At 74.8% G+C, this 20,025-nt stretch carries 21 protein-coding genes and 1 tRNA gene; 5 read left to right on the plus strand and 17 right to left on the minus strand.

What is annotated here, in order from left to right; genetic code table 11:
* The first annotated feature begins 10 nt into the window (after nt 1-10).
* Nucleotides 11-643 (plus strand): inorganic diphosphatase, encoded by a 633-nt coding sequence (locus LG324_RS18570; RefSeq protein WP_030526636.1) that lies wholly within the window; start codon nt 11-13, stop codon nt 641-643.
* A gap of 108 nt (nt 644-751) precedes the next feature.
* Here LG324_RS18570 and LG324_RS18575 read toward each other — a convergent pair whose 3' ends face one another.
* The 16 genes from LG324_RS18575 to LG324_RS18650 form a co-directional block, all read right to left on the minus strand.
* Nucleotides 752-1,249: a DUF427 domain-containing protein gene (locus LG324_RS18575; RefSeq protein ID WP_207022437.1), complete on the minus strand. Its 498-nt coding sequence runs from the start codon at nt 1,247-1,249 to the stop codon at nt 752-754.
* 201 nt (nt 1,250-1,450) lie between these two features.
* Nucleotides 1,451-1,527: transfer RNA gene (locus LG324_RS18580), tRNA-Thr, on the minus strand.
* Between the two features lie 180 nt (nt 1,528-1,707).
* Entirely contained in the window at nt 1,708-3,255 is a 1,548-nt protein-coding gene (locus LG324_RS18585) for an alpha/beta hydrolase (protein ID WP_404350331.1), read from the minus strand.
* 79 nt (nt 3,256-3,334) lie between these two features.
* On the minus strand, nt 3,335-4,474 hold the full coding sequence (locus LG324_RS18590; RefSeq protein WP_404350333.1) for a DNA polymerase III subunit delta': 1,140 nt from the start codon (nt 4,472-4,474) through the stop codon (nt 3,335-3,337).
* A complete protein-coding gene (tmk, locus tag LG324_RS18595; protein ID WP_404350335.1) occupies nt 4,471-5,124 on the minus strand; it encodes a dTMP kinase in 654 nt (217 codons plus the stop codon). The genes LG324_RS18590 and tmk overlap by 4 nt, the downstream gene beginning before the upstream one ends.
* A gap of 44 nt (nt 5,125-5,168) precedes the next feature.
* A complete protein-coding gene (locus LG324_RS18600; RefSeq protein ID WP_030526585.1) occupies nt 5,169-5,801 on the minus strand; it encodes a response regulator transcription factor in 633 nt (210 codons plus the stop codon).
* Complete coding sequence (locus tag LG324_RS18605; protein ID WP_404350337.1) at nt 5,798-7,162, minus strand: sensor histidine kinase; 1,365 nt, start codon at nt 7,160-7,162, stop codon at nt 5,798-5,800. Before LG324_RS18605 ends, LG324_RS18600 begins: the two co-directional genes overlap by 4 nt.
* Before the next feature lie 64 nt (nt 7,163-7,226).
* Nucleotides 7,227-7,835, minus strand: a complete 609-nt coding sequence (locus tag LG324_RS18610) for a hypothetical protein (RefSeq protein ID WP_404350339.1) — start codon at nt 7,833-7,835, stop codon at nt 7,227-7,229.
* 35 nt (nt 7,836-7,870) lie between these two features.
* Complete coding sequence (locus LG324_RS18615) at nt 7,871-8,269, minus strand: hypothetical protein (protein ID WP_404350341.1); 399 nt, start codon at nt 8,267-8,269, stop codon at nt 7,871-7,873.
* 197 nt (nt 8,270-8,466) lie between these two features.
* The gene (locus LG324_RS18620; protein WP_245616059.1) at nt 8,467-9,264 is read right to left on the minus strand and encodes a MerR family transcriptional regulator; all 798 of its coding nucleotides are present in this window, start codon (nt 9,262-9,264) and stop codon (nt 8,467-8,469) included.
* Between the two features lie 55 nt (nt 9,265-9,319).
* The gene (locus tag LG324_RS18625; RefSeq protein WP_030526580.1) at nt 9,320-9,751 is read right to left on the minus strand and encodes a VOC family protein; all 432 of its coding nucleotides are present in this window, start codon (nt 9,749-9,751) and stop codon (nt 9,320-9,322) included.
* Nucleotides 9,752-9,935: 184 nt separating this feature from the next.
* Nucleotides 9,936-10,385, minus strand: a complete 450-nt coding sequence (locus LG324_RS18630; protein ID WP_404350343.1) for an SCP2 sterol-binding domain-containing protein — start codon at nt 10,383-10,385, stop codon at nt 9,936-9,938.
* 181 nt (nt 10,386-10,566) lie between these two features.
* A complete protein-coding gene (topA, locus tag LG324_RS18635) occupies nt 10,567-13,341 on the minus strand; it encodes a type I DNA topoisomerase (RefSeq protein WP_404350345.1) in 2,775 nt (924 codons plus the stop codon).
* 135 nt (nt 13,342-13,476) lie between these two features.
* Nucleotides 13,477-13,833, minus strand: coding sequence for a hypothetical protein (locus LG324_RS18640; RefSeq protein ID WP_030526577.1), 357 nt, complete (start codon nt 13,831-13,833; stop codon nt 13,477-13,479).
* A 124-nt stretch (nt 13,834-13,957) separates the two neighbouring features.
* Complete coding sequence (locus tag LG324_RS18645; protein WP_404350347.1) at nt 13,958-14,767, minus strand: ABC transporter permease; 810 nt, start codon at nt 14,765-14,767, stop codon at nt 13,958-13,960.
* Nucleotides 14,764-15,657 carry an ATP-binding cassette domain-containing protein gene (locus tag LG324_RS18650; RefSeq protein WP_030526575.1) on the minus strand — a complete coding sequence of 298 codons (894 nt, stop codon included), beginning with the start codon at nt 15,655-15,657 and terminating at the stop codon, nt 14,764-14,766. Before LG324_RS18650 ends, LG324_RS18645 begins: the two co-directional genes overlap by 4 nt.
* Nucleotides 15,658-15,798: 141 nt before the next feature.
* On the opposite strand from LG324_RS18650, the gene LG324_RS18655 reads away from it, so the two are divergent.
* From LG324_RS18655 to LG324_RS18670, 4 genes are read left to right on the plus strand one after another with little or no spacing between them, the layout of a single operon-like run.
* The gene (locus tag LG324_RS18655) at nt 15,799-16,980 is read left to right on the plus strand and encodes a sensor histidine kinase (protein ID WP_404350350.1); all 1,182 of its coding nucleotides are present in this window, start codon (nt 15,799-15,801) and stop codon (nt 16,978-16,980) included.
* Nucleotides 16,977-17,645 carry a response regulator gene (locus tag LG324_RS18660; protein ID WP_404350352.1) on the plus strand — a complete coding sequence of 223 codons (669 nt, stop codon included), beginning with the start codon at nt 16,977-16,979 and terminating at the stop codon, nt 17,643-17,645. Before LG324_RS18655 ends, LG324_RS18660 begins: the two co-directional genes overlap by 4 nt.
* 58 nt (nt 17,646-17,703) lie before the next feature.
* Nucleotides 17,704-18,507, plus strand: coding sequence for a dioxygenase (locus tag LG324_RS18665; protein WP_030526572.1), 804 nt, complete (start codon nt 17,704-17,706; stop codon nt 18,505-18,507).
* 49 nt (nt 18,508-18,556) lie between these two features.
* A complete protein-coding gene (locus LG324_RS18670; protein ID WP_084696525.1) occupies nt 18,557-19,333 on the plus strand; it encodes a maleylpyruvate isomerase family mycothiol-dependent enzyme in 777 nt (258 codons plus the stop codon).
* Here LG324_RS18670 and LG324_RS18675 read toward each other — a convergent pair.
* Nucleotides 19,330-20,013, minus strand: a complete 684-nt coding sequence (locus LG324_RS18675) for a dienelactone hydrolase family protein (RefSeq protein ID WP_242525723.1) — start codon at nt 20,011-20,013, stop codon at nt 19,330-19,332. The genes LG324_RS18670 and LG324_RS18675 overlap by 4 nt on opposite strands.
* Between the last annotated feature and the right edge of the window lie 12 nt (nt 20,014-20,025).

Raw genomic sequence — 20,025 nt, forward strand, 5'->3', positions numbered from 1 at the left:
TCTTTCCACCGTGGAGTTCGACGTCACCATCGAGATCCCCAAGGGTCACCGCAACAAGTACGAGGTCGACCACGAGTCGGGCCGCATCCGGCTGGACCGCATGCTGTTCACCGCGATGTCGTACCCGTCGGACTACGGGTACATCGAGGACTCGCTCGGCGAGGACGGCGACCCGCTGGACGCGCTCGTGCTCCTCGACGAGCCGACCTTCCCGGGCTGCGTCGTGAGAGCCCGGCCCATCGGCATGTTCCACATGCGCGACGAGGCCGGTGGCGACGACAAGATCCTCTGCATCCCGGCGGGCGACCCGCGCAAGGCGCACATCAGCGAGCTCGAGCACGTCACCGAGTTCGACCGCCTCGAGATCCAGCACTTCTTCGAGACCTACAAGGACCTCGAGCCCGGCAAGTCGGTCGAGGGCGCGCACTGGGCGGGGCGCGTGGAGGCCGAGGCCTGCATCACCGACGCCATCGAGCGGGCCCGCGCGGCCGGCCTGAGCACCGCCCGCTGGCGGATGCCCCCGCACGCCGAGGTCCCCGCGAACGCGTCGACCTCCGCCCACACGAGCGACGAGCTGGCCGCCGCCTCCGAGCGGGCCCGCGCCGAGCTGGCCACGAAGGACAAGCCGCTCAGCGACGACTGACTCCCCGCGCCGCCCGGACGTCCCGGGCGCGACGGCGACAGACCCCCGGGCGCACCGACGTGGTGCGACCGGGGGTCCGTCGTCTCCCGGGGTGGCGGCGGTCCGGGCTCACCATCCCCAGGTGCCGGGTCCGCCCTTGAACGGCCCGACGACGCGGCTGGTCACCCATCCCCCGTAGAAACCGCCCTCCTGGGGGGTGACGACCTCGCCCGCCACGACGCAGCGGTCCATCGCCGCGGGCATGACGGCGACGTGGTCGACGAGGGCCGTGAAGCCGGGGTTGGGGTGCGGGTAGGTCCACGCGGCCGACTCGGCCACCTCGCGCCGGCCGAGCACGTCGAAGTAGACGGCCTCGCCCTTCCACTCGCAGTACGACGAGCCGTGCGCCCGCCGCAGGGCGCCCTCGGTGAAGTCCTCGCGCGGCAGGTAGTAGGTCGGGGGGTGGCTCGTCTCGAGGACGCGCAGGCTGCGGGTGGAGCGGGCGACGAGGACGCCGCCGAACCAGACCTCGACCGGCTCGTCGCTCGGCTCGACCGCGGGCGGACGCGGGTAGTCCCACACCGACTCCTGGCCGGGGGCGGTGGGCAGCGGCACGGGTCTGGTCATCTCGCCACGCTATGCCCGGCGCCGCGCCCGTGACCCGCCGTCCGCCGACGTTCGACAACCCCTGCCCCGCGCCACCCGACTTCTTGCGAGTTCGGCCGGTCGACACGCCTGCGCACGGGGTGTCGGGCGGCGGAACTCGCAATCAGTGAAGAGAAAAATGCGCGAAGGCCCCCTCGACGCGGGGTCGAGGGGGCCTTCGGGTGGAGCCGCCTATCGGAATCGAACCGATGACCTATTCATTACGAGTGAATCGCTCTGGCCGACTGAGCTAAGGCGGCGTGCGCACACGGCGGACCGGGCGCGCCGGACGAGTATATGGACATCGGCGCGGCGATCGCGAATCGGCCCGTCGGACACCCCGCCCGAGCCGCTCCCCCGGGTGCCTCGAGCACGTCTACACCGCAGTACGTGTCGCTGGGCGACCCGTACTGCGGTGTAGCCCGCGACGAGGGCGCGGGTCAGCAGCGCAGGCCGTCCTCGGGGAGCTTCCCGTCGACGTACCAGCCGTCGACGGCGTCGTCGACGCAGGAGTTCGAGCGGGTGTACGCCGTGTGCCCGTCGCCGTCGAAGGAGATGAGCGAGGCCTTGGCCAGCTGGTCGTGCAGGCGCACCGACCACTCGTACGGCGTCGCGGGGTCGCGGGTCGTGCCGATGACGACGATCGGCTCCGCGCCCTCGGCCCGGATCTCGTGCGGCTCGTTCGTCGGCTCGAACGGCCACGACCCGCACGGCAGCGAGCTCCACGCGAGGTAGCGACCCCACGTCGGCGCCTTCTCGGCGGCGGCGTCGGCGAGCGCCTCGTGCTCGGGGACGGAGTCGGACTCCGGCTTGTCGAGGCAGTTGACCGCGTAGATGACCTCCATGATGTTGCCCGCGTAGCCACCGCCCGGGTTGCGGTCGGCGTACTGGTCGGCGAGCTGCATCAGGGCGGTGCCGTCACCGTCGACGGCGTCGGTCATCGCGTCGACGAGGGTCCGCCAGGCGCCCTGGTCGTACATCGCGGCGGCGATGCCGAGGGAGGCCCAGCCCTCCGTGAGCGCCGGCACCGAGCCGTCGCCGGTCTTCGGCAGCGGGGAGGCGTCGACGTCGGCGAGGAAGCCGCGCAGGCCCTCCATCACGGAGTCGACCGAGTCGCCGAGGGGGCAGTCGCCCTCCGAGACGCAGTACTGCGCCCACGCCCGCGTCGCGCGCTCGAAGCCCTCGGCCTGGCCGAGGTTGATCTCGGCGGAGGTGAGGTCGGGGGCGACGACGCCGTCGAGGACGAAGCGGCCCACCTGCTGCGGGAACAGCTCGGCGTAGGTGGCCCCGAGGTAGGTGCCGTACGACTTGCCGAGGTAGGTCAGCTTCTCCTCGCCGAGCGCGGCGCGCAGCACGTCCATGTCGCGCGCGGCGTCCTCGGTCGAGACGTGGGCGAGCAGCGGGCCGGCGTTCTTGGCGCAGGACGCGGCGAACCCGGCTGCGCCGGCGGAGAACTGCTGCTCCTCCGCGGCGTCGTCCGGCGTCGGGTCGGCCCCGAGGAACGCGTCGAGCCCGGCGTCGGAGAGGCAGTCGATCGGCGAGGAGCGGGCGACGCCGCGCGGGTCGAACCCCACGACGTCGTAGCGGTTGCGGACGTCCTTGCCGACGATGAAGTCCGCGGCACGCGCGTAGTCGACCCCCGAGCCGCCGGGGCCGCCCGGGTTGACGACGAGCGAACCGAGCCGCTGGCCCGACTTCTTCGCCGGGACGCGCAGCACGGAGATCTCGATGGTCGCCCCGGTCGGCTGCGCGTAGTCGACGGGCACGGTCAGCTGGGCGCACTCGGCGCCGGAGCACCCCGTCCACGCGAGCTGCTGGGAGTAGAACCGGTCCAGCCCCTGCGTGCCCGGGGGCGGTGACTGCGGGCTGACGGACACCGACGGGCGGGCGCTGCCCTGACCACGCAGGCCGTCGACGACCGAGCATCCGGCGAGGGCGGTGGAGACGGCGACGGCGCCCGCGACGAGGGCGAGGCGGCGCGGGGTCATGGGCGCACCCTAGGCGAGCAGCATGGGAGCCTTCTCGCCGGGGAGGTCACGAATCGGCCGCAACCGCGCACGCGTCGGCTCAGCGGGGCAGCCGCAGGGAGAGCGCCATCGCCTCGAGCGCCAGCAGCGGCGCCACGTTGGCCCCGATGCGCTCGCGCGCCGTGCCGACGGCGTCCATCGCCCGGAGGAGCTGCTCGGGCGTGAACGCCTCGGCGACACGGGTGACGACGGCCCGACTGTCCTCGTTGACGAGCGCGGCGCCGGCGCGGGTGCGGTGCACGAGCGCGTCGCGGTAGACCGACAGGAGGTCGACGAGGGCGCGGTCGACGACGTCGCGGGTGAAGCGTGTGGCGCGCGTCTTCTGCTCGCGCTCGAGCGCCGCGACCTGCGAGCGCACGTGCGGCGGCTGCGTGCGTGCGGTGGGGTCGGCGCCGAGCACCTCGAGCAGGCGGGCCCGCTCGGCGGCGTCGCGCTCCCCCGACGCCGCGGCCGACTCCTCCTGGGCGATGGTGACGATGTCCTGCGCCGCCCCGACGGCCTCGCCGACCGAGACGATCTTCCCGGCCATCGACACGACGTCGTGGCGGCGGATGCGGGCGTGCTCGTCGCGGGCGAGGCGGCGCGCGAGCCCGACGTGCGACTGTGCGGCGCGGGCGGCGTAGAGGGCCATCGAGTGGTCGACGCCGTCGCGGCGCACGAGGAGGTCGGCGACGGCCTCGACCGACGGCGTGCGCAGCCGCACGTGCCGCGAGCGCGAGCGGATCGTGATGATGACGTCCTCGACCGACGGCGCGCAGAGCATCCAGACGGTGCGCGGCGCGGGCTCCTCGAGAGCCTTGAGGAGGGCGTCGGCGGCGCGCTCGGTGAGCCGGTCGGCGTCCTCGACGACGATGACGCGGTAGCGACCGACGCTCGGCCGGTGGGCCGCGAGCTGGACGAGGTCGCGCGCCCGCTCGACCTTGATCGAGAGCCCCTCGGTGGCGATGACGTCGACGTCGGCGTGCGTGGCGTCGAGCGCGGTGCGGCACTCGCGGCACTCGCCGCAGCCGCCCTGCGGGCAGAGCAGCGCGGCCGCGAACGCGCGCGCGGCGACCGACCGGCCCGACCCCGGCGGCCCGGTGAACAGCCACGCGTGGGTCATCGACGCCGGGTCCCGGACGGCCCGCTCGAGGACGGCGACCGCGGCCTCCTGGCCGATGACGTCGCGCCAGACGCTCACGGCGCTCCCCCGTCGGCGGCGTCGAGGGCATCGAGGGCACCGGTCGCGCGGACCCGGTCGAGGACGGACGCGTGGACCGCGTCGGGCGGCTGCGTCCCGTCGACGACGAGGTAGCGCTCGGGGTTGCCGCGCGCCATCGCGAGGAAGTGCTCGCGGATCGCGGCGTGGAAGGCGTCGGCCTCCGCCTCGAGCCGGTCGTGGACCTCGCCGCGGCGCCGGCGCCCCTCGGCGGGGTCGACGTCGACGACGACGGTGAGGTCCGGGACGAGGGCGTCGACGGCCCACATCTGCAGGTCGTGGACCTCGGCGGCCCCGAGGTCGCGCCCGGCCCCCTGGTAGGCGACCGAGGAGTCGGTGTAGCGGTCGGTGAGGACGACCTGCCCGGCGGCGAGGGCCGGCCGGATGACGAGGTCGACGTGGTGGGCCTTGTCGGCCGCGAAGAGCAGCGCCTCGGCCCGCGGCGAGACGTGGTCGCCGTGCAGGACGAGGTCGCGGATGGCCGACCCGAGGTCGGTGCCCCCGGGCTGGCGGGTGACGAGGACCTCGCGGCCGTGGGCGCGCAGGGCCTCGGCGAGCAGCCGGACCTGTGTCGACTTGCCCGCCCCGTCGCCGCCCTCGAAGGCGATGAAGACCCCGTCCCGTGCGCTCACGTCGCGAGCCTAGGCCAGCGCCCCGACGGCCGTCCCCGCGCGGGTCAGGGGGTGGGCAGGTGGTCGCGCGCCCAGAGGGCCGCGCTGGTGCGGTCGACGACCCCGATCTCGCGGAACACGCGGCCGAGGTGCGCCTTGACGGTGCGCTCGGTGATGCCGAGGGCCCGTGCGATCTGCTTGTTGGCCAGGCCCTGCGAGACCAGCCGGAGCACCTCGGTCTCGCGCGGGGAGAGCCCGACGGCCTCGCCGTCGCGCACCGGGTCGCCGGTGGCGGGCAGGAGGGCGGCCGCGACCCGCGGGTCGATGGGGACGTGCCCCTGCGCGGCCGCGCGGACCGCCGCGACGAGGTCGGCCGGCTCGGAGTCCTTGAGGACGTACCCGATGGCCCCGGCGGCGAGGACCTCGCGGACGCGGTCGCGGTCGGAGAAGCTCGTGAGGACGAGGACGCGGGTGCCCGGGAGGGCGGCCAGCACCCCGCGGGTGCCCTCGACCCCGTCGAGCACGGGCATCGAGAGGTCCATGAGGACGACGTCGGGCTCGGTGCCGACCGCCGACTCGACCGCCTCGGCGCCGTCGCGGGCCTCGGCGACGACCGTGATGTCGGGCTCGGCGTCGAGGAGCGTGCGCACCCCGGCCCGGACCAGCTGGTGGTCGTCGGCCACGAGCACCCGGATCATGCGCGCACCCCCATCGGGCCGTCGAGGTCGAGGCGCCAGTGCGTCCCGGCGCCCAGCGAGCTGGCCACTCGCAGTGTCGCACCCGGGACCGACGCGGCGTCGGCGATCAGCGCGGTCCCGAGGTGCCCGGGCTCGGGGTCGGCGAGGACGGCCTCGACGTCGAAGCCGAGCCCGTCGTCGAGGACCTCGAGCTCGACCGTCCCGGGGCCGGTGCGGTGCAGCGACACGACGACCTCGGCCGGGCCCGCGTGGCGCGCGGCGTTGCGGACGCACTCCTGCGCGACGCGGTGGACGAGGCGCTGGGCGTCGGCGGTCAGGGCGAGCTCGGCCTCGGGGTCGGTGTCGAGCCGGACGACGACGCCGTCGGCCCGGACGGACGTCGCGAGGTCGGTCAGCGCGGCGACCACCCCGGCCCGGGACAGGCTCGGCGGGTGGAGGTCGACCAGCAGCGTGCGCAGCGAGCGGATGCTCGCGCGCACGGCGGTCGCGGCGGCGTCGAGGTCGCGGGCCAGCGCGCTCTCGCCGCGGGCCGCGGCCGTCGCGGAGGCACCCGAGACGGTGAACGAGGTGGCGGCGAGCTCCTGGACGGGTCCGTCGTGGAGGGTCGCGGCGATGCGCCGGCGCTCGACCTCCGAGGCGTCGACCGCCCGCTGGAGGAAGGCGACCTGGCGCGCCTCGGCGCTGCGGACCCGCTTGAGGAGCGCGAGGACGAGCGGGGTGACGATGAGGACGAAGAGCACGAGGCTGCTGGCCGTCACCCCGGCGAAGCCGCGCCACAGCTCGCCGGTGCGGCTGGCCACGGGGTCGTAGGAGACGTAGATCTCGAACAGCGCGGTCTGCCCGTCCGGCATCCACACCGGGCGGTACACCTCGACGAGCCGGTCGCCCCTCTCGAACTGGTTCTCGGACGCGTCGAGCTCCGAGACCTCCGCGACGGTGGTGGGTCCGTCGAGGGCCTCGCGCTGCCCCTCGTCCAGCCCGAAGGTGCGCCCCACGAGCTGGGGCTCGTCGGCCCACAGGACGTAGCCGTCGGGGCGCCAGAGCTTGACCCGGACGACCGTCTCGCGGTCGAGGCTGCGCTCCAGGGTCGCCCCGAACGCGTCGGCGGCCGCGGGGTCGCCGGCCATCAGCTCCTCGGTCATCGCCGGCTGGACGACCGCCTCGGCGATGACCCCGGCCATCGAGGCGGCGTCGTTGACGGCCTCCCGCTCGGCCAGCTGCCGCGCCGCGAGGGAGCCGAGGACGCCGACGAGCAGGAGGGCGGCGAGGACACCGAGCGCGAGCTGGGCGAGGACCCGGCGCGGGTGCACGGGGCCGTCGTCGGCGTCGATCGCCGCGGGGCGGGAGACCGTGACCCACACCGGTTCCGGGCACGGAGCGCCCCCGGCCGGGGCAGGGACCTCGACCGGGGACGGGACCGTGGGATCAGTCGTCGGATCCGTGCCCACCCGCGTCCCCACCGTGGTCGTCGCCGGCGTCGTGGCCGGAGCCGTCGTCGCCGCCGTGCCGCGAGCGGCCGGAGTCGTCCGAGCCGGAGTCGTCGGAGCCGTGGCCCGAGGAGCCGCTCGACGAGGAGTCGTCCGACCCGCTGTCGTCGGAGCCGCCCCGCGAGCTGCCGCTGGTCGAGCTGCTGCCGCTGGAGCTGCTGCCCCCCGAGCGCTGGTGGCCCGAGCGGTGGCCGGAGCTGCTCGAGTCCTCGCCCGACCGGGCGCGGTCGCCGCCGTGGTCGTCGTTCGCGTCGTGGTCGGCCGGGTCGTCGGAGGTGCCGCGCGGGCGGTCACCACCGTGGTCGTCGTTCGCGTCGTGGTCGGCCGGGTCGTCGGAGGTGCCGCGCGGACGGTCACCGCCGTGGTCGTCGCCCGCGTCGTGCGTGGCCGGGTCGTCGGAGGTGGCCGACGGCGAGGGGCTCGAGGTGGCGCTCGAGGGCGCCCGGACGGGCAGCCGCTCGGCGAAGGAGGCGTTGCCGAGCACGCCCAGCAGGGCGGGGGTGACGGCCACGGCGGCTCCGAGGGTGATGAGGGCGATGCGTCGCACGGTCCTGGTCCTTTCGTGGAGTGTGACAGGTGGGGTCAGCCGGGGAAGACGACTCGGGCGGAGCAGGTCTGCCCGGCGTGCGTCGCGACGGCGGTGATGGTGTCGGTGCCGGCGCGGTTCGCGATCCGGCGGGCGACGGTGAAGGAGCCGCTCGGCGCGACGGTGACCGCGGTGCCGGAGCCGACCTTGACGCCGTTGTCGCGCAGGGTCCACGCCCAGCTCTGGCCGTTGCGGTTGGAGTCGACCTCGAGCTCGACCTCGACCCGGCCGTTGTCGGCCTTGGCCTTGAGCTTCCAGGTGGCGCCCTGGCTGCAGGTGCCGGAGGCCTTGGACTCGGGGGCCTTCGCGAAGGTGGCGGGGGCGGCGCCGGCGACGAGGGCGGCGGCGACCGCGGCGGTGGCGGCGACCCGGGACAGGGACTGCGTGCGGATCATGGGGTGCTCCTGGGGCTCGAGGTGGGCCGCTCCTCGGCCCGATGACGAGAACGGTGCCCGTGACCGATGGACACCCACCATCGGGCTTTGGTCCTAGTACCTCCCCCGCCGGCCTCCCCCGCTCGACGCAGCAGGACACGCCACCGGCACCGGGGTGCGGGCGGCGTGTCCTGTGCGCTCGACGGGTGGGGCGGGCCTCAGCCGGCCGGGCGCTCGTGCCGGTCGGCGTTGGCGTGGATGGCGTCGCGCACGTACTGCGCGAGCCCCGGCGCCTGCTCCTCGTACGTGGCGGTGAACCGCGGGTCGGAGACGTACATGTCCCCGAGGCCCCGGTGGAAGGCGTGGTCGAGGTCGTAGAACCACCGCTCGATCTGCACCCGGTGCGCCTCGGCGGCGTCCATCGCCCGCTGCGAGGTCGGCGGCTCGCCGGCCCGCATCGCGGCGACGAGCTCGGCGTTGACGGCGTCCTGCTCGGCCTTGACCGCCTCCCAGTCGGCCTTCGTGTAGCCGTCGGTGCGGCGCCTGGACTGCGCCCACTGGTCGGTCTCGCCCCAGCGCTCCTGCGCCTCCCGGGGGTAGTCGTCGCCGAAGGCGTCCCCGAAGAGCTCCTTGAGGTCCTCGGTCGTCGCGGGCTGCTCGGTCATCTCTCGCTCCAGTGCTCGGTCGATGGCGTGGACGAGCTCCTCGAGCTCGCCCAGCCGGGACACGACCACGGCGCGCTGGCGGCGCAGGTGCTCCGCCGCCGTCCCCTCGCCGTCGAGCAGAGCACGCACCTCGTCGAGGGGCAGGTCCAGCCGGCGGTAGGTGACGACGGTCGCGAGCCGGGCCAGGTCCGCGTCCGTGTAGAGGCGGTAGCCCGCGGGGGTGCGGCCGGAGGGGACGACGAGACCGATGGCGTCGTAGTGGTGCAGCGTGCGCACCGTGACGCCGAAGGTCTCGGCGACCTGCCCGACCGTCAGCTCCATCCCTGCAGTGTGCTGGCTCGTCGTGGTCATGGCACCACCGTGGGGCCTCACGTCGCGTGAGGGTCAAGCCGGTTCGGGCACGGGCTCAGGACAGCGGCGCGGTGAGCTCGAGGTTGACGTCGTCCGGGTCCTGGAAGGAGAGGATCGCGATGCCGGCGTCGGCCAGCTCGACGACCTCGCCGTGCGTGATGCCCGCGCCGTCGAGCTCCCGGGCGGCGCCGTCCAGGTCGGCGCGCGAGTCGACGGCGAAGCTCACGTGGTCGAGGCCGGTGACGTCGGAGCGGAAGGCCTGCGACCCGACCGGCCGCAGGCCGAAGAGCGTGCCCTGGGGGGTCTGGTAGACGACGCCGCCGTAGAACTTCTCGGGGGCGTCCTCGAGACCGGGCTCACCCTGGTGCTCGCGTGCGTCGACCGCCTTCGGCCAGCCGAAGACCCGGTCGTAGAAGTCGACCGAGCGCTCGATGTCGGTGACGGTGAGGCGGACGTGGGCGTAGCCGGAGCTCGTGACGAGGGACATACCCGCCACGCTACGTCGCGACGCCACCGGGATCGCCCGCAGCGACGACGACGTCCTCACCCCACGCGTCACTCGCGTATCGGGTCACCCGATACGGGCGCGCTTCACCCCGGAACGGTTCCCGGGTGAAGCGCAGGTGTATCGGGTCACCCGATACGTGTGGTGCGTCGGGGGCGGGCCGGCGTCAGGCCCTGGGGGTCTCGAACCAGTTCGCCAGGGCGGTCGCGAGGCCGAGGTCGCCGCGGGCCTTGATCTTCCCCATCATGAACATCATCGCCGGGTTGCCGGTCCCCGAGATGAGCTTGAGGAACTCGACCGGGCCGGCCATGAGCGAGAGGTCGGGCTCGGCGGTCGGCGCCTTCTCGACGGTGCACGTGCCGTGGTCGACGACGACGGCGTAGGTGTCGCTGGAGTCCCCCGGCCCGCCGGTGACCCGGAAGTCGATGCGCGCGGCGCGGTCACCGGCCTTGTCGGCCCGGAACTGCTCGGGGAAGCGGCCGAAGACGGCGTCGAGCATCGCGGTGCGGTGCTCGCCGGCGAAGGCGTCGCGGATCTCGCCGTCCGAGGCCCGCTTCACCGCCGCGACGAACTCGGCGGGCGAGGCGGTGGTCAGGGTCTGCGGGTCGAAGGCCATGCGTCGAACCTACTGGCCGGTAACTGCCGCCGCAATCGGGGTCGAGGGCGGACGCGGTCGCCGGGGCAGCCACCTCCGCACTCGACCTCGACGAGGGTGGAGTTCCAACGGGGTCGAGGGCGGACTCGGTCGCCGGGGCAGCCGCTTCCGCACTCGACTCCGGAGACGAGGCGGGGCCGGGTCAGGCCTTCTTCGTCGCCGCCTTCTTCGTGGCGGTCTTCCTGGTCGCGGTCTTCTTCGTCGCGGCCTTCTTCGTCGTCGTCTTCTTGGCCGTCTTGCGCGCGGTCTTCTTGGCCGGACCCTTGGCCCGCTTGTCGGCGAGCAGCTCGTACCCGCGCTCGGGCGTGATCTTCTCGGGGTCGTCGTCCTTGCGCAGGGTCGCGTTCGTCTCGCCGTCGGTGACGTACGGCCCGAACCGCCCGTCCTTGACGACGACCGGCTTGCCCGACACGGGGTCCGTGCCGAGCTCGGCGAGCGGCGGCTTGGCCGCGGCCCGCCCGCGCTGCTTGGGCTGCGCGTAGATCGCCAGCGCCTCCTCGAGCGTGATGTCGAACAGCTGCTGCTCGCTCGTCAGCGACCGCGAGTCGGTGCCCTTCTTGAGGTAGGGCCCGTAGCGCCCGTTCTGCGCCGTGATCTCGACGGTGCTGCCGTCCTCCTCGGTGCTCGTGCCGACGACGCGCGGCAGCGACAGCAGCCGCAGCGCGGTGTCGAGCTCGATCGTGCCGAGGTCCATGTCCTTGAAGAGCGAGGCGGTGCGCGGCTTGACCTTCGACTTCCCCTTGCCCTGCTCCTCCTCGGGCAGCACCTCGGTGACGTAGGGGCCGTAGCGGCCGGCCTTGGCGACGATGTCGCGCCCGGTGCCGGGGTCCTGCCCGAGGACGCGGCCGTCGTCCGCGGCGCGCTCGAGCAGCTCGCGGGCGATGGCCGGCGTCATCTCGTCGGGGGCGATGTCGTCGTTGATGGTCGCGCGACGCGGCTGTGCCGCAGCGGAGTCCGCGGCCGCGGCGTCGGTGACCTCACCGGTCGACGGGTCCACGCCGGCGGGCACGACCTCCTCGACGTACGGCCCGTAGCGGCCGACGCGCACGACGACGCCGTCGCCGATGTCGATCGTCGAGATGGCCCGGGCGTCGATGTCGCCGAGGTCCTCGACGAGGGAGCGCAGCCCCTTGGCCGAGCTCGCCTCGTCGCCGAAGTAGAAGCGGCGCAGCCAGGCCGCGCGCTGCTCGTCGCCGCGGGCGATGGCGTCGAGGTCCTCCTCCATCGAGGCGGTGAAGTCGTAGTCGACGAGCCGTCCGAAGTGCTCCTCCATGAGGCGGGTCACCGCGAACGCGAGCCACGACGGGACGAGCGCCGAGCCGCGGTTGGAGACGTAGCCACGGTCCTGGATGGTGCCGATCGTCGAGGCGTAGGTCGAGGGCCGGCCGATGCCACGCTCCTCCATCGCCTTGACGAGCGTCGCCTCGGTGTACCGGGCGGGCGGCGAGGTCTCGTGGCCGTTCGCCTCGGCGCGCTTGACGTCGAGGCGGCGCCCGGCGCCGAGCTTGGGCAGGCGACGCTCGTCGTCGTCGCGGGTGCGGGCGTCATCGCGCCCCTCCTCGTAGGCGGCGAGGAAGCCGCGGAAGGTGATGACGGTGCCGCTGGCGGACAGCTCGACCTCGCGGGCCGGGGCGCCCTCGCGCAGCGTCGCCGCGAGCCGCACCGACGCAGTCGAGCCGCGGGCGTCGGCCATCTGCGAGGCGACGGTGCGCATCCAGATCAGCTCGTAGAGGCGGAACTCCTCGCCGCGCAGCTCGCCGGCGACCTGGGCCGGGGTGCGGAAGCGGTCACCGGCCGGGCGGATGGCCTCGTGCGCCTCCTGCGCGTTCTTGACCTTCTTCTCGTAGCGGCGCGGCGCGTCGGGCACGGAGTCGCCCCCGTACATCTCGCGCGCCTGCTGCCGGGCGGCGGTCAGGGCGGTGTCGGACAGCGCGGTGCTGTCGGTCCGCATGTAGGTGATGTAGCCGTTCTCGTAGAGCCGCTGGGCCACCCGCATCGCGTTGCGGGAGTTGAGCCGCAGCTTGCGCGAGGCCTCCTGCTGGAGGGTGCTCGTCGTGAACGGGGCGCTCGGGCGGCGCGTGTACGGCTTCTCGGAGACCTCGGCGACGGTGACCTCGGCGGTGCGCAGCGCCTCGGCGATGCCGGTGGCGCGCTCCTCGTCGAGCTGCACGGAGCGCTCGCCCTTGAGGGTGCCGTCGTCGGCGAAGTCACGGCCGGTCGCGACGCGCTTGCCGTCGACCCCGGTGAGGCGCGCGGTGAAGAGGTCCTCGTCAGCGCCGGGCGTGACGTCGGCGTCGACGTCCCAGTACGAGGCGCGGACGAACGCCATCCGCTCGCGCTCGCGCTCGACGACGAGGCGGGTGGCGACGGACTGCACGCGGCCGGCGGACAGGCCGGCCTTGACCTTGCGCCAGAGCACGGGCGAGACCTCGTAGCCGTAGAGGCGGTCGAGGATGCGGCGGGTCTCCTGGGCGTCGACGAGCGCGACGTTGATGTCGCGGGTCTGGTTGGCGGCCCGCTGGATCGCCTCGCGGGTGATCTCGTGGAAGACCATCCGCTTGACCGGGACCTTGGGCTGGAGGGTCTCGAAGAGGTGCCACGCGATGGCCTCGCCCTCGCGGTCCTCATCAGTGGCCAGGTAGAGCTCGTCGGCGTTCTTCAGGAGGGCCTTGAGCTCGCGGACCTTCTTCTTCTTGTCCGCGTCGACGACGTAGTACGGGTCAAAGTCGTCGTCGACGTTGACCCCGAACTTGCCGAACGGGCCCTTCTTGATCTCCGCCGGCATCTCGCTCGGGGTCGGGATGTCACGGATGTGGCCGACCGAGGCCTCCACGTCCCAGTCGCTGCCGAGGTAGCCCGCGATGGTCTTCGCCTTCGCCGGGGACTCGACGATGACGAGCTTGCGTCCGGATGCCATGCCTCACACCTGCCTGTTCCGTCGGCCACGTGCAGCGGATTCGTCGCTGCTCGGACGTGGTGACGGCCCGACGGTAGCGCCCGCAGGCGTCCCGTCGCACACCCGGGTCACCGGCGGCGCGGCGCCGGTGAGGCGTCAGCGGTGGCTGCGGTGCAGCTGCGCGAGGACGGCCGCGGCGGCGACGAGGCCGATGACGAGCGTCTGGACGGGGCTGGTGCCGGCGGTCGCCCAGCCCAGGGCCCAGAGCCCGGCGGCGACGACCACGAGCAGCGCGGAGATCCCCCGGCGGGGGGCGGTGCCGGCGCCGAGCGTGTAGGCCACGCAGGCCGCGACGGCGACGAGGACCGCGACGAGCGGCACGACGGACGGCAGCCCCCGCAGCGTCACCGCGGCGGCGGACGAGGACGTGACCGCGACGAGGGCCAGCGCGAGGCCCCTCGTGACGTGCTCGGTGGTCGTGGACGGCGCGGGACGCTGCAGCTGGTCGGTCACGAGGTGCTCTTTCGGCGAGGCCGGGCCCCCTACAAGCCCGACCGGTACCCCTCACGCTAGGGCACCCGACGGGGGCGGCGCGGGTCGTTTCGCGGAAACCCGCGACGCGACCCGCGCCGACCTCTCAGGCGATCTCCTTGTGGGTCACCCGCCAGGTGCCGACGGCGAACGGCAGGACCACCCAGACGAGGACCGAGGTGCCCAGGTGCGCCCAGTCCTCGCCCTGCATCGTCCCGGCCATGAGCGGCTCGGTGACGAGCGAAAGGTCGACCCACGCGGTCACCCGCTGCGCCCCCTCGGTGAGCCCGCCGACGATGCTCTGGGCCACCGGCAGGACGAACGACGCGGCGATGGCCAGCGGGGTGTTGAGGAAGAGCAGCCCGAACCCGACACCCTGCACGAGGAAGACCAGGAGCGCGAGCGCAAGCCCGAGGGCGAGCGCACCGGGCACGCGCCACTCCGTGGCCCCGTCCCGGACGAACGAGCCGACGAGCCGGGCCAGCGCCACCGCGGCCGCCGTCGTCGCGAGGACGACGAGGCCGAGGACGACGGACGCGAGCGCCTTGGCCGCCACGACCCGGCCGCGGTGCGGCTCGAGGGCGAAGGTCACGAGCCCGGTGCGCTGCGACCACTCGGCCGTGGCCGCCATGATGCCGAGGACCGGCAGGAGGACCGACAGGGGCAGCGCGGCCAGCCCGAGCAGGCCCGCGTAGCCCGAGTCCTTCGCCGAGCCCCAGACGAGGAACGCGACGACGAGGGCGACGGCGATCCCGGCGGTCACACCGAGCAGCCAGCGGCCGGCCCGGGTGTCGACGAGCTTGCGGACCTCGACGCGGACGAGCCGCGCGAGCGGGACCCCGGGCCGCCCGGTGCGGCCCGGCGCCGGGGACGCGGCACGCGACGGCGCCTCGGGGGTGCGGGTCACGGTGCTCACGCCGCCACCTCCCGCGCGTCGTCGGCGGTCAGCCGCAGGAAGAGCTCCTCGAGGCCCTGGGCGCCGTGCGGGCGCAGGTCGGTGACGACCACCCCCGCGGCGAGCGCCGTGCGGCCCACCACGGCGGGCTCGACGTCGACGACCACCCCCTCGGGCGTTCGGGTCGCGTCGTGCCCGGCGGCCTCGAGGGCCGCGGCGAGCGCGGCGTCGTCCTCGGAGGAGACGCGGGTGCCCTCGCCGGCGACGAGCTCGGCGACCGCACCGCTGGCGACGACCCGGCCGCGGCCGATGACGACGACGTCGTCGGCGACGGCCTGCACCTCGTGGAGCAGGTGCGAGGAGAGCAGCACCGCGCCCCCGCGGTCGGCGAAGCCGCGCAGCAGGGTGCGCATCCAGTGGATGCCCTGGGGGTCGAGGCCGTTGGCGGGCTCGTCGAGGACGAGCACCTCCGGCTCGCCGAGGAAGGCCCCGGCGAGGCCGAGGCGCTGGCGCATCCCGAGGGAGTAGGTGCGCACGCGCCGCCCGGCCTCGTCGTCGCTCAGCCCGACGAGCCGCAGGACGTCGTCGACGCGGCTGCGCGGGACGCCGATCGTCAGCGCGGCGAGGACGAGCGCCTCGCGCCCGGTGCGGCCGGGGTGCTGGGCCGACGCGTCGAGCATGACGCCGACGCGGGAGCCCGGGTCGACGAGGTCGCGGTAGTCGCGACCGAGGACGGTGGCGCGCCCGCTCGTCGGCGGGGTGAGGCCGGTGAGCATCCGCATGACGGTGGACTTGCCGGCGCCGTTGGGGCCGAGGAAGCCGGTGACCGACCCCGCCCGGACCTCGAAGGTGACGCCGTCGACGGCCGTGACGCGGCCGTAGCGCTTGGTGAGGTTCTCGACTCTGATCATGGCTCCAGCCTCGGCGCGGGCCGGGGTGCGCCGCATCGCCCGGCGGTCTGCTCCGGGGTAGACCTCGGTCTACATCCGTGGCGGGCCGGGGTGGACCTCCGGCCGACGCGGCGACCGTCCGGCCGCTCCTAGAGTGGCCGGATGCCTCCTGCGACGCCCGTCCCCCGCCTCTCCTGGTGGGGCCACGCGTGGCGCGTCGTCGTCGTCCTGCTGGCGAGCCTCACCCTCTGGGTCCTCACGCTCGAGTCGCTCGAGGACGCCGGGTTCGAGGAGCACCCACTGACCGTCTGGGTGCTCGTCGGCGACCCCGTGCTCTGCCTGCTCCTCGTCGTCCTCGTCGTCGTCGCGCGGCGTCGGCTGCCGCTGCCGGTCGCGCTCGCGACGGCCGCGCTGACCGCCGTCTCGCCGATGGCCTTCGGGCCGGCGACGCTGGCCCTCTGCTCGCTCGCCACCCGGCGCCGCCCTCGCGAGCTGCTCCTCGTCGGCGGCACCACGGTCGTGGCCGCGCTCGTCTTCGAGGCCGTGTACCCGGAACCGAGCCCGCTGCCCCTCTGGGCCGCCGCGCTGGTCGTGTCCCTCTTCGTCGCGGTCGTGCTCGCCGTCGGGTGGTCCGTGGGCACCGACCGCGACCACCTCGTCACCCTCCGGGACCGGGCCGAGACGAGCGAGCGGGAGCAGCACGCCCGCGTCGCGGCGGCCCGGTCCGCCGAGCGGACCCGCATCGCCCGCGAGATGCACGACGTCCTCGCCCACCGCATCAGTCTCGTCGCGATGCACGCGGGTGCGCTGACCTACCGGACCGACCTGGCGCCCGAGCAGCAGGCGGAGGCCGCGCGCACCATCGAGGAGAACGCACACCTGGCGCTGCGCGACCTGCGCGACGTCCTCGGGGTGCTGCGCGCCGACGCCGTCGACGCCACCCTCGCGCCGGAACGGCCGCAGCCGGGGCTCACCGACCTGCCCGACCTCGTCGCCGAGGCCCGGGCCGCCGGGACCCGCCTCACCTTCGAGGACCGGACCGAGGACGAGGTCCCGGCGACGACCGGCCGGACGGTCTACCGGCTCGTGCAGGAGGCGCTGACCAACGCGCGCAAGCACGCCCCCGGGTGCCCGGTCACCGTCTCGGTCGAGGGGCGGGCGGGGCGCGCGGTCGAGGTCGTCGTCAGCAACCCCGTGCCGCTGGGCGCCGGGGCGGCGCTGCCCGGGGCCGGGCTCGGGCTGCTCGGCCTCCACGAGCGCGTCGACCTGCTCGGCGGGGTGCTGCGGCACGGGCCGGAGGACGGCCGGTTCGTCGTGCGGGCCTCGCTACCGTGGGCGGCATGAGCACCGCCACCGTCCGGGTCGCCCTCGTCGACGACGACCCGCTGGTGCGCGCCGGCCTCACGATGATCCTCGGTGGCGACCCGGCCCTCGAGCTGGTCGGCGAGGCGGCGGACGGCGCCGACGCCGCGGACCTCGTGCGCCGCACGCGTCCCGACGTCGTCCTCATGGACATCCGGATGCCGCGGCGCGACGGCATCGCCGCGACGGGCGACCTGCTCGCACTGCCCGACGCCCCGAAGGTGCTCGTCCTCACGACCTTCGACGCCGACGAGATGGTGCTGCGGGCGCTGCGGGTCGGCGCGCACGGCTTCCTCCTCAAGGACACGCCGCCGGCCCGCCTCGTCGAGGCCGTGCACGCGGTGGCGGCGGGCGAGCCGACCCTCTCGCCACGCGCGACGACCGCGCTCATCGCGGCGGTCGCCGGGCGCGACGGCGGGGACGTCGTGGAGCGCCGGCGCGCCGTGGCCCGACGGGCGCTCTCGGCCCTCACGGAGCGGGAGCGGGAGGTCGCGCTCGCTCTCGGGCGCGGGCAGACCAACCTCGAGATCGGCGGCGCCCTGCACCTGAGCGTCGCGACCGTCAAGGCGCACGTCGGGCGCATCCTCACCAAGCTCGGGCTCGAGAACCGCACGCAGGTCGCGATCCTCGTCCACGACGCGGAGTAGGGAACACCGGCGGGCGGCATGTGGTTGAATGTTCAACAACTTGTCCGAGGAGACCGCCATGACCGACACCACCGCGTCGAGCCGCCCGCCCGTGCTCTACCTCAGCCACGGCGCCCCGCCCCTGGCGGACGACGCCCTGTGGACCTCGCAGCTGGCCGGCTGGTCGTCGGACCTCCCCCGCCCGGACGCCGTCCTCATGGTCTCGGCCCACTGGGAGCAGGCGCCCGTCTCGGTGTCGGCCACGAGCGGCGACGTGCCGCTCACCTACGACTTCTGGGGCTTCCCGCAGCGCTACTACGACGTCACCTACGACGCCCCGGGCGCGCCCGAGGTCGCCCGGTCCGTGGCCCGGCTGCTCGCCCCGGCCGGCGAGACGCTGCACCAGGACCCGACCCGCGGCCTCGACCACGGCGCGTACGTCCCGCTCAAGGAGATGTACCCCGACGCCGACGTGCCGGTCGTCCAGCTCTCGATGCCGACCCTCGACCCGCACCGCCTCTTCGACCTCGGCCGGCGCCTCGCCCCGTTGCGCGACGAGAACGTGCTCATCGTCGGGTCGGGCTTCACGACGCACAACCTCGGCTGGTTCGACCCGCGCGCCGGGTCCGACGCGGCGCCACCCACGCCGTCCGCGGAGTTCGACCACTGGGCCGCCGAGACGGTCGCGGCCGGTGACGTCGACGCCGTCCTCGACTTCCTCGCCAAGGCCCCCGCGGCCCGCGAGGCCCACCCGCGCACCGAGCACTGGGCCCCGCTCTACGTCGCGCTCGGTGCGGCGTCGGTCCACGGCGACACCGCCGGGACGAGCGTCATCGACGGGTTCTGGTTCGGCCTGAGCAAGCGCTCCTGGCAGTTCGCCTGAGCCGGACGCCCCCTCGCGCCGGTGCCCGGCGCAGCGGCACACTGGCGCGATGACCGCCGCCGTCGACCTCGACACCCACCTCGCCGGGCTCGCCGAGGCCACCGACCGCCTCGTGCGGTGGGCGGGCGAGACGGACCCGGGAGCCGCCGTCCCCACCTGCCCCGACTGGACCGTCGGTGACCTGCTGGTGCACCAGGGCGCCGTGCACCGGTGGGCGACGGCCATGCTGCGCGGCGGCGACCCGCGCACGGTCGACATCCCGGACCTCGAGCCGGAGGGGCGCGCCGCACCGGACGTAACGGCCTGGCTGCGCGCGGGCGCCGACGAGCTGCTGGCGACGCTCGACGACGCGCCGGACGACCTGGAGGCCTTCACCTTCCTGCGCGAGGCGCCGCCGGCCCGCCTGTTCTGGGCCCGGCGTCAGCACCACGAGACCGCGGTGCACGCGCTCGACGTGCTCGCCGCCCGCGAGGGGCGGGCACCGACGGCGGCCGACGCCTGGTGGACCCCCGCGGTGGCGGCCGACGCGGTCGACGAGCTCCTCGTCGGCTTCTGGCCGCGGCGCGGCAGGGGCCCTCGCGCGGAGGGCGACCCGTACGAGGCGCTCGTCTCGGCCGCGGACACCGGCGACCGGTGGCTCGTCGGCGTGGGCACCGACGCCACGACCACCGGACGGCTCACGCCCGGCGTCGGGGCGCCGGACGGCGCGGCGTCGCTGGCCGGTCCGGCGGTCGACCTGCACCTGGCCCTGTGGAACCGCGGCGGCGTCGTCGAGGACCCGGACGGCCTCCTTCCCCGCTGGGTGGACCGGGGCCGCGTCGTCTAGCGCGCCGGGGCGCCGAGGTGCTCGGCGAGGAAGGCGTCGATGCGCTCCCAGGCGTCGGAGGCCGCGACGGGGTCGGGCCCCGCGTGCAGGACCAGGCGCGTCACCGGGGCCATCCACCACGGCGCCGAGTCGGTGGGGTTGAGGAAGGAGTGCCCCGCGCCCGGGTACTCGCGGACGTCGTGCGGCACCCCGCGGGCCGCCAGGGCCACCTCGAGCCTCTCGGCGGCGCCGCTCAGGCTGCGGTCGCGGCCGCCGTAGCTCGCGACGACCGGGCAGGCACCGTCGAGGGCGTCCGGCGTGCTCGGGAGCATCCCGTAGTTGACCGACGCGGCGGCCCACCCGGGGCGCGGCGCGAGGGCGAGCGCGAAGGCCCCGCCCATGCAGAAGCCGATGACGCCGACCCGGCCGGTGCAGCGCTCGTCACCGACCAGCTGCGCGCGGGCGGCCTCGACGTCGTCGAACGCCGGCCCGTGGCCGCGCCGCAGCGCCGTGAAGGTCGCCCGGAGGCACGCCGAGCGGCGCCCGCGCGAGAAGAGGTCGGGGGCCAGGGTGAGGAACCCCGCCCCGGCCATCCGGTCCGCCAGGACGCGCATGTTCCCGTCGAGCCCGAAGGCCTCGTGGACGAGCACGAGCCCCGGCCACGGGCCCTCGCCCGCGGGGACGGCCAGGTGGGCCGGCACGTCACCGACCCT

Source organism: Phycicoccus jejuensis, assembly GCF_044797865.1.
Lineage (GTDB): Bacteria > Actinomycetota > Actinomycetes > Actinomycetales > Dermatophilaceae > Phycicoccus > Phycicoccus jejuensis.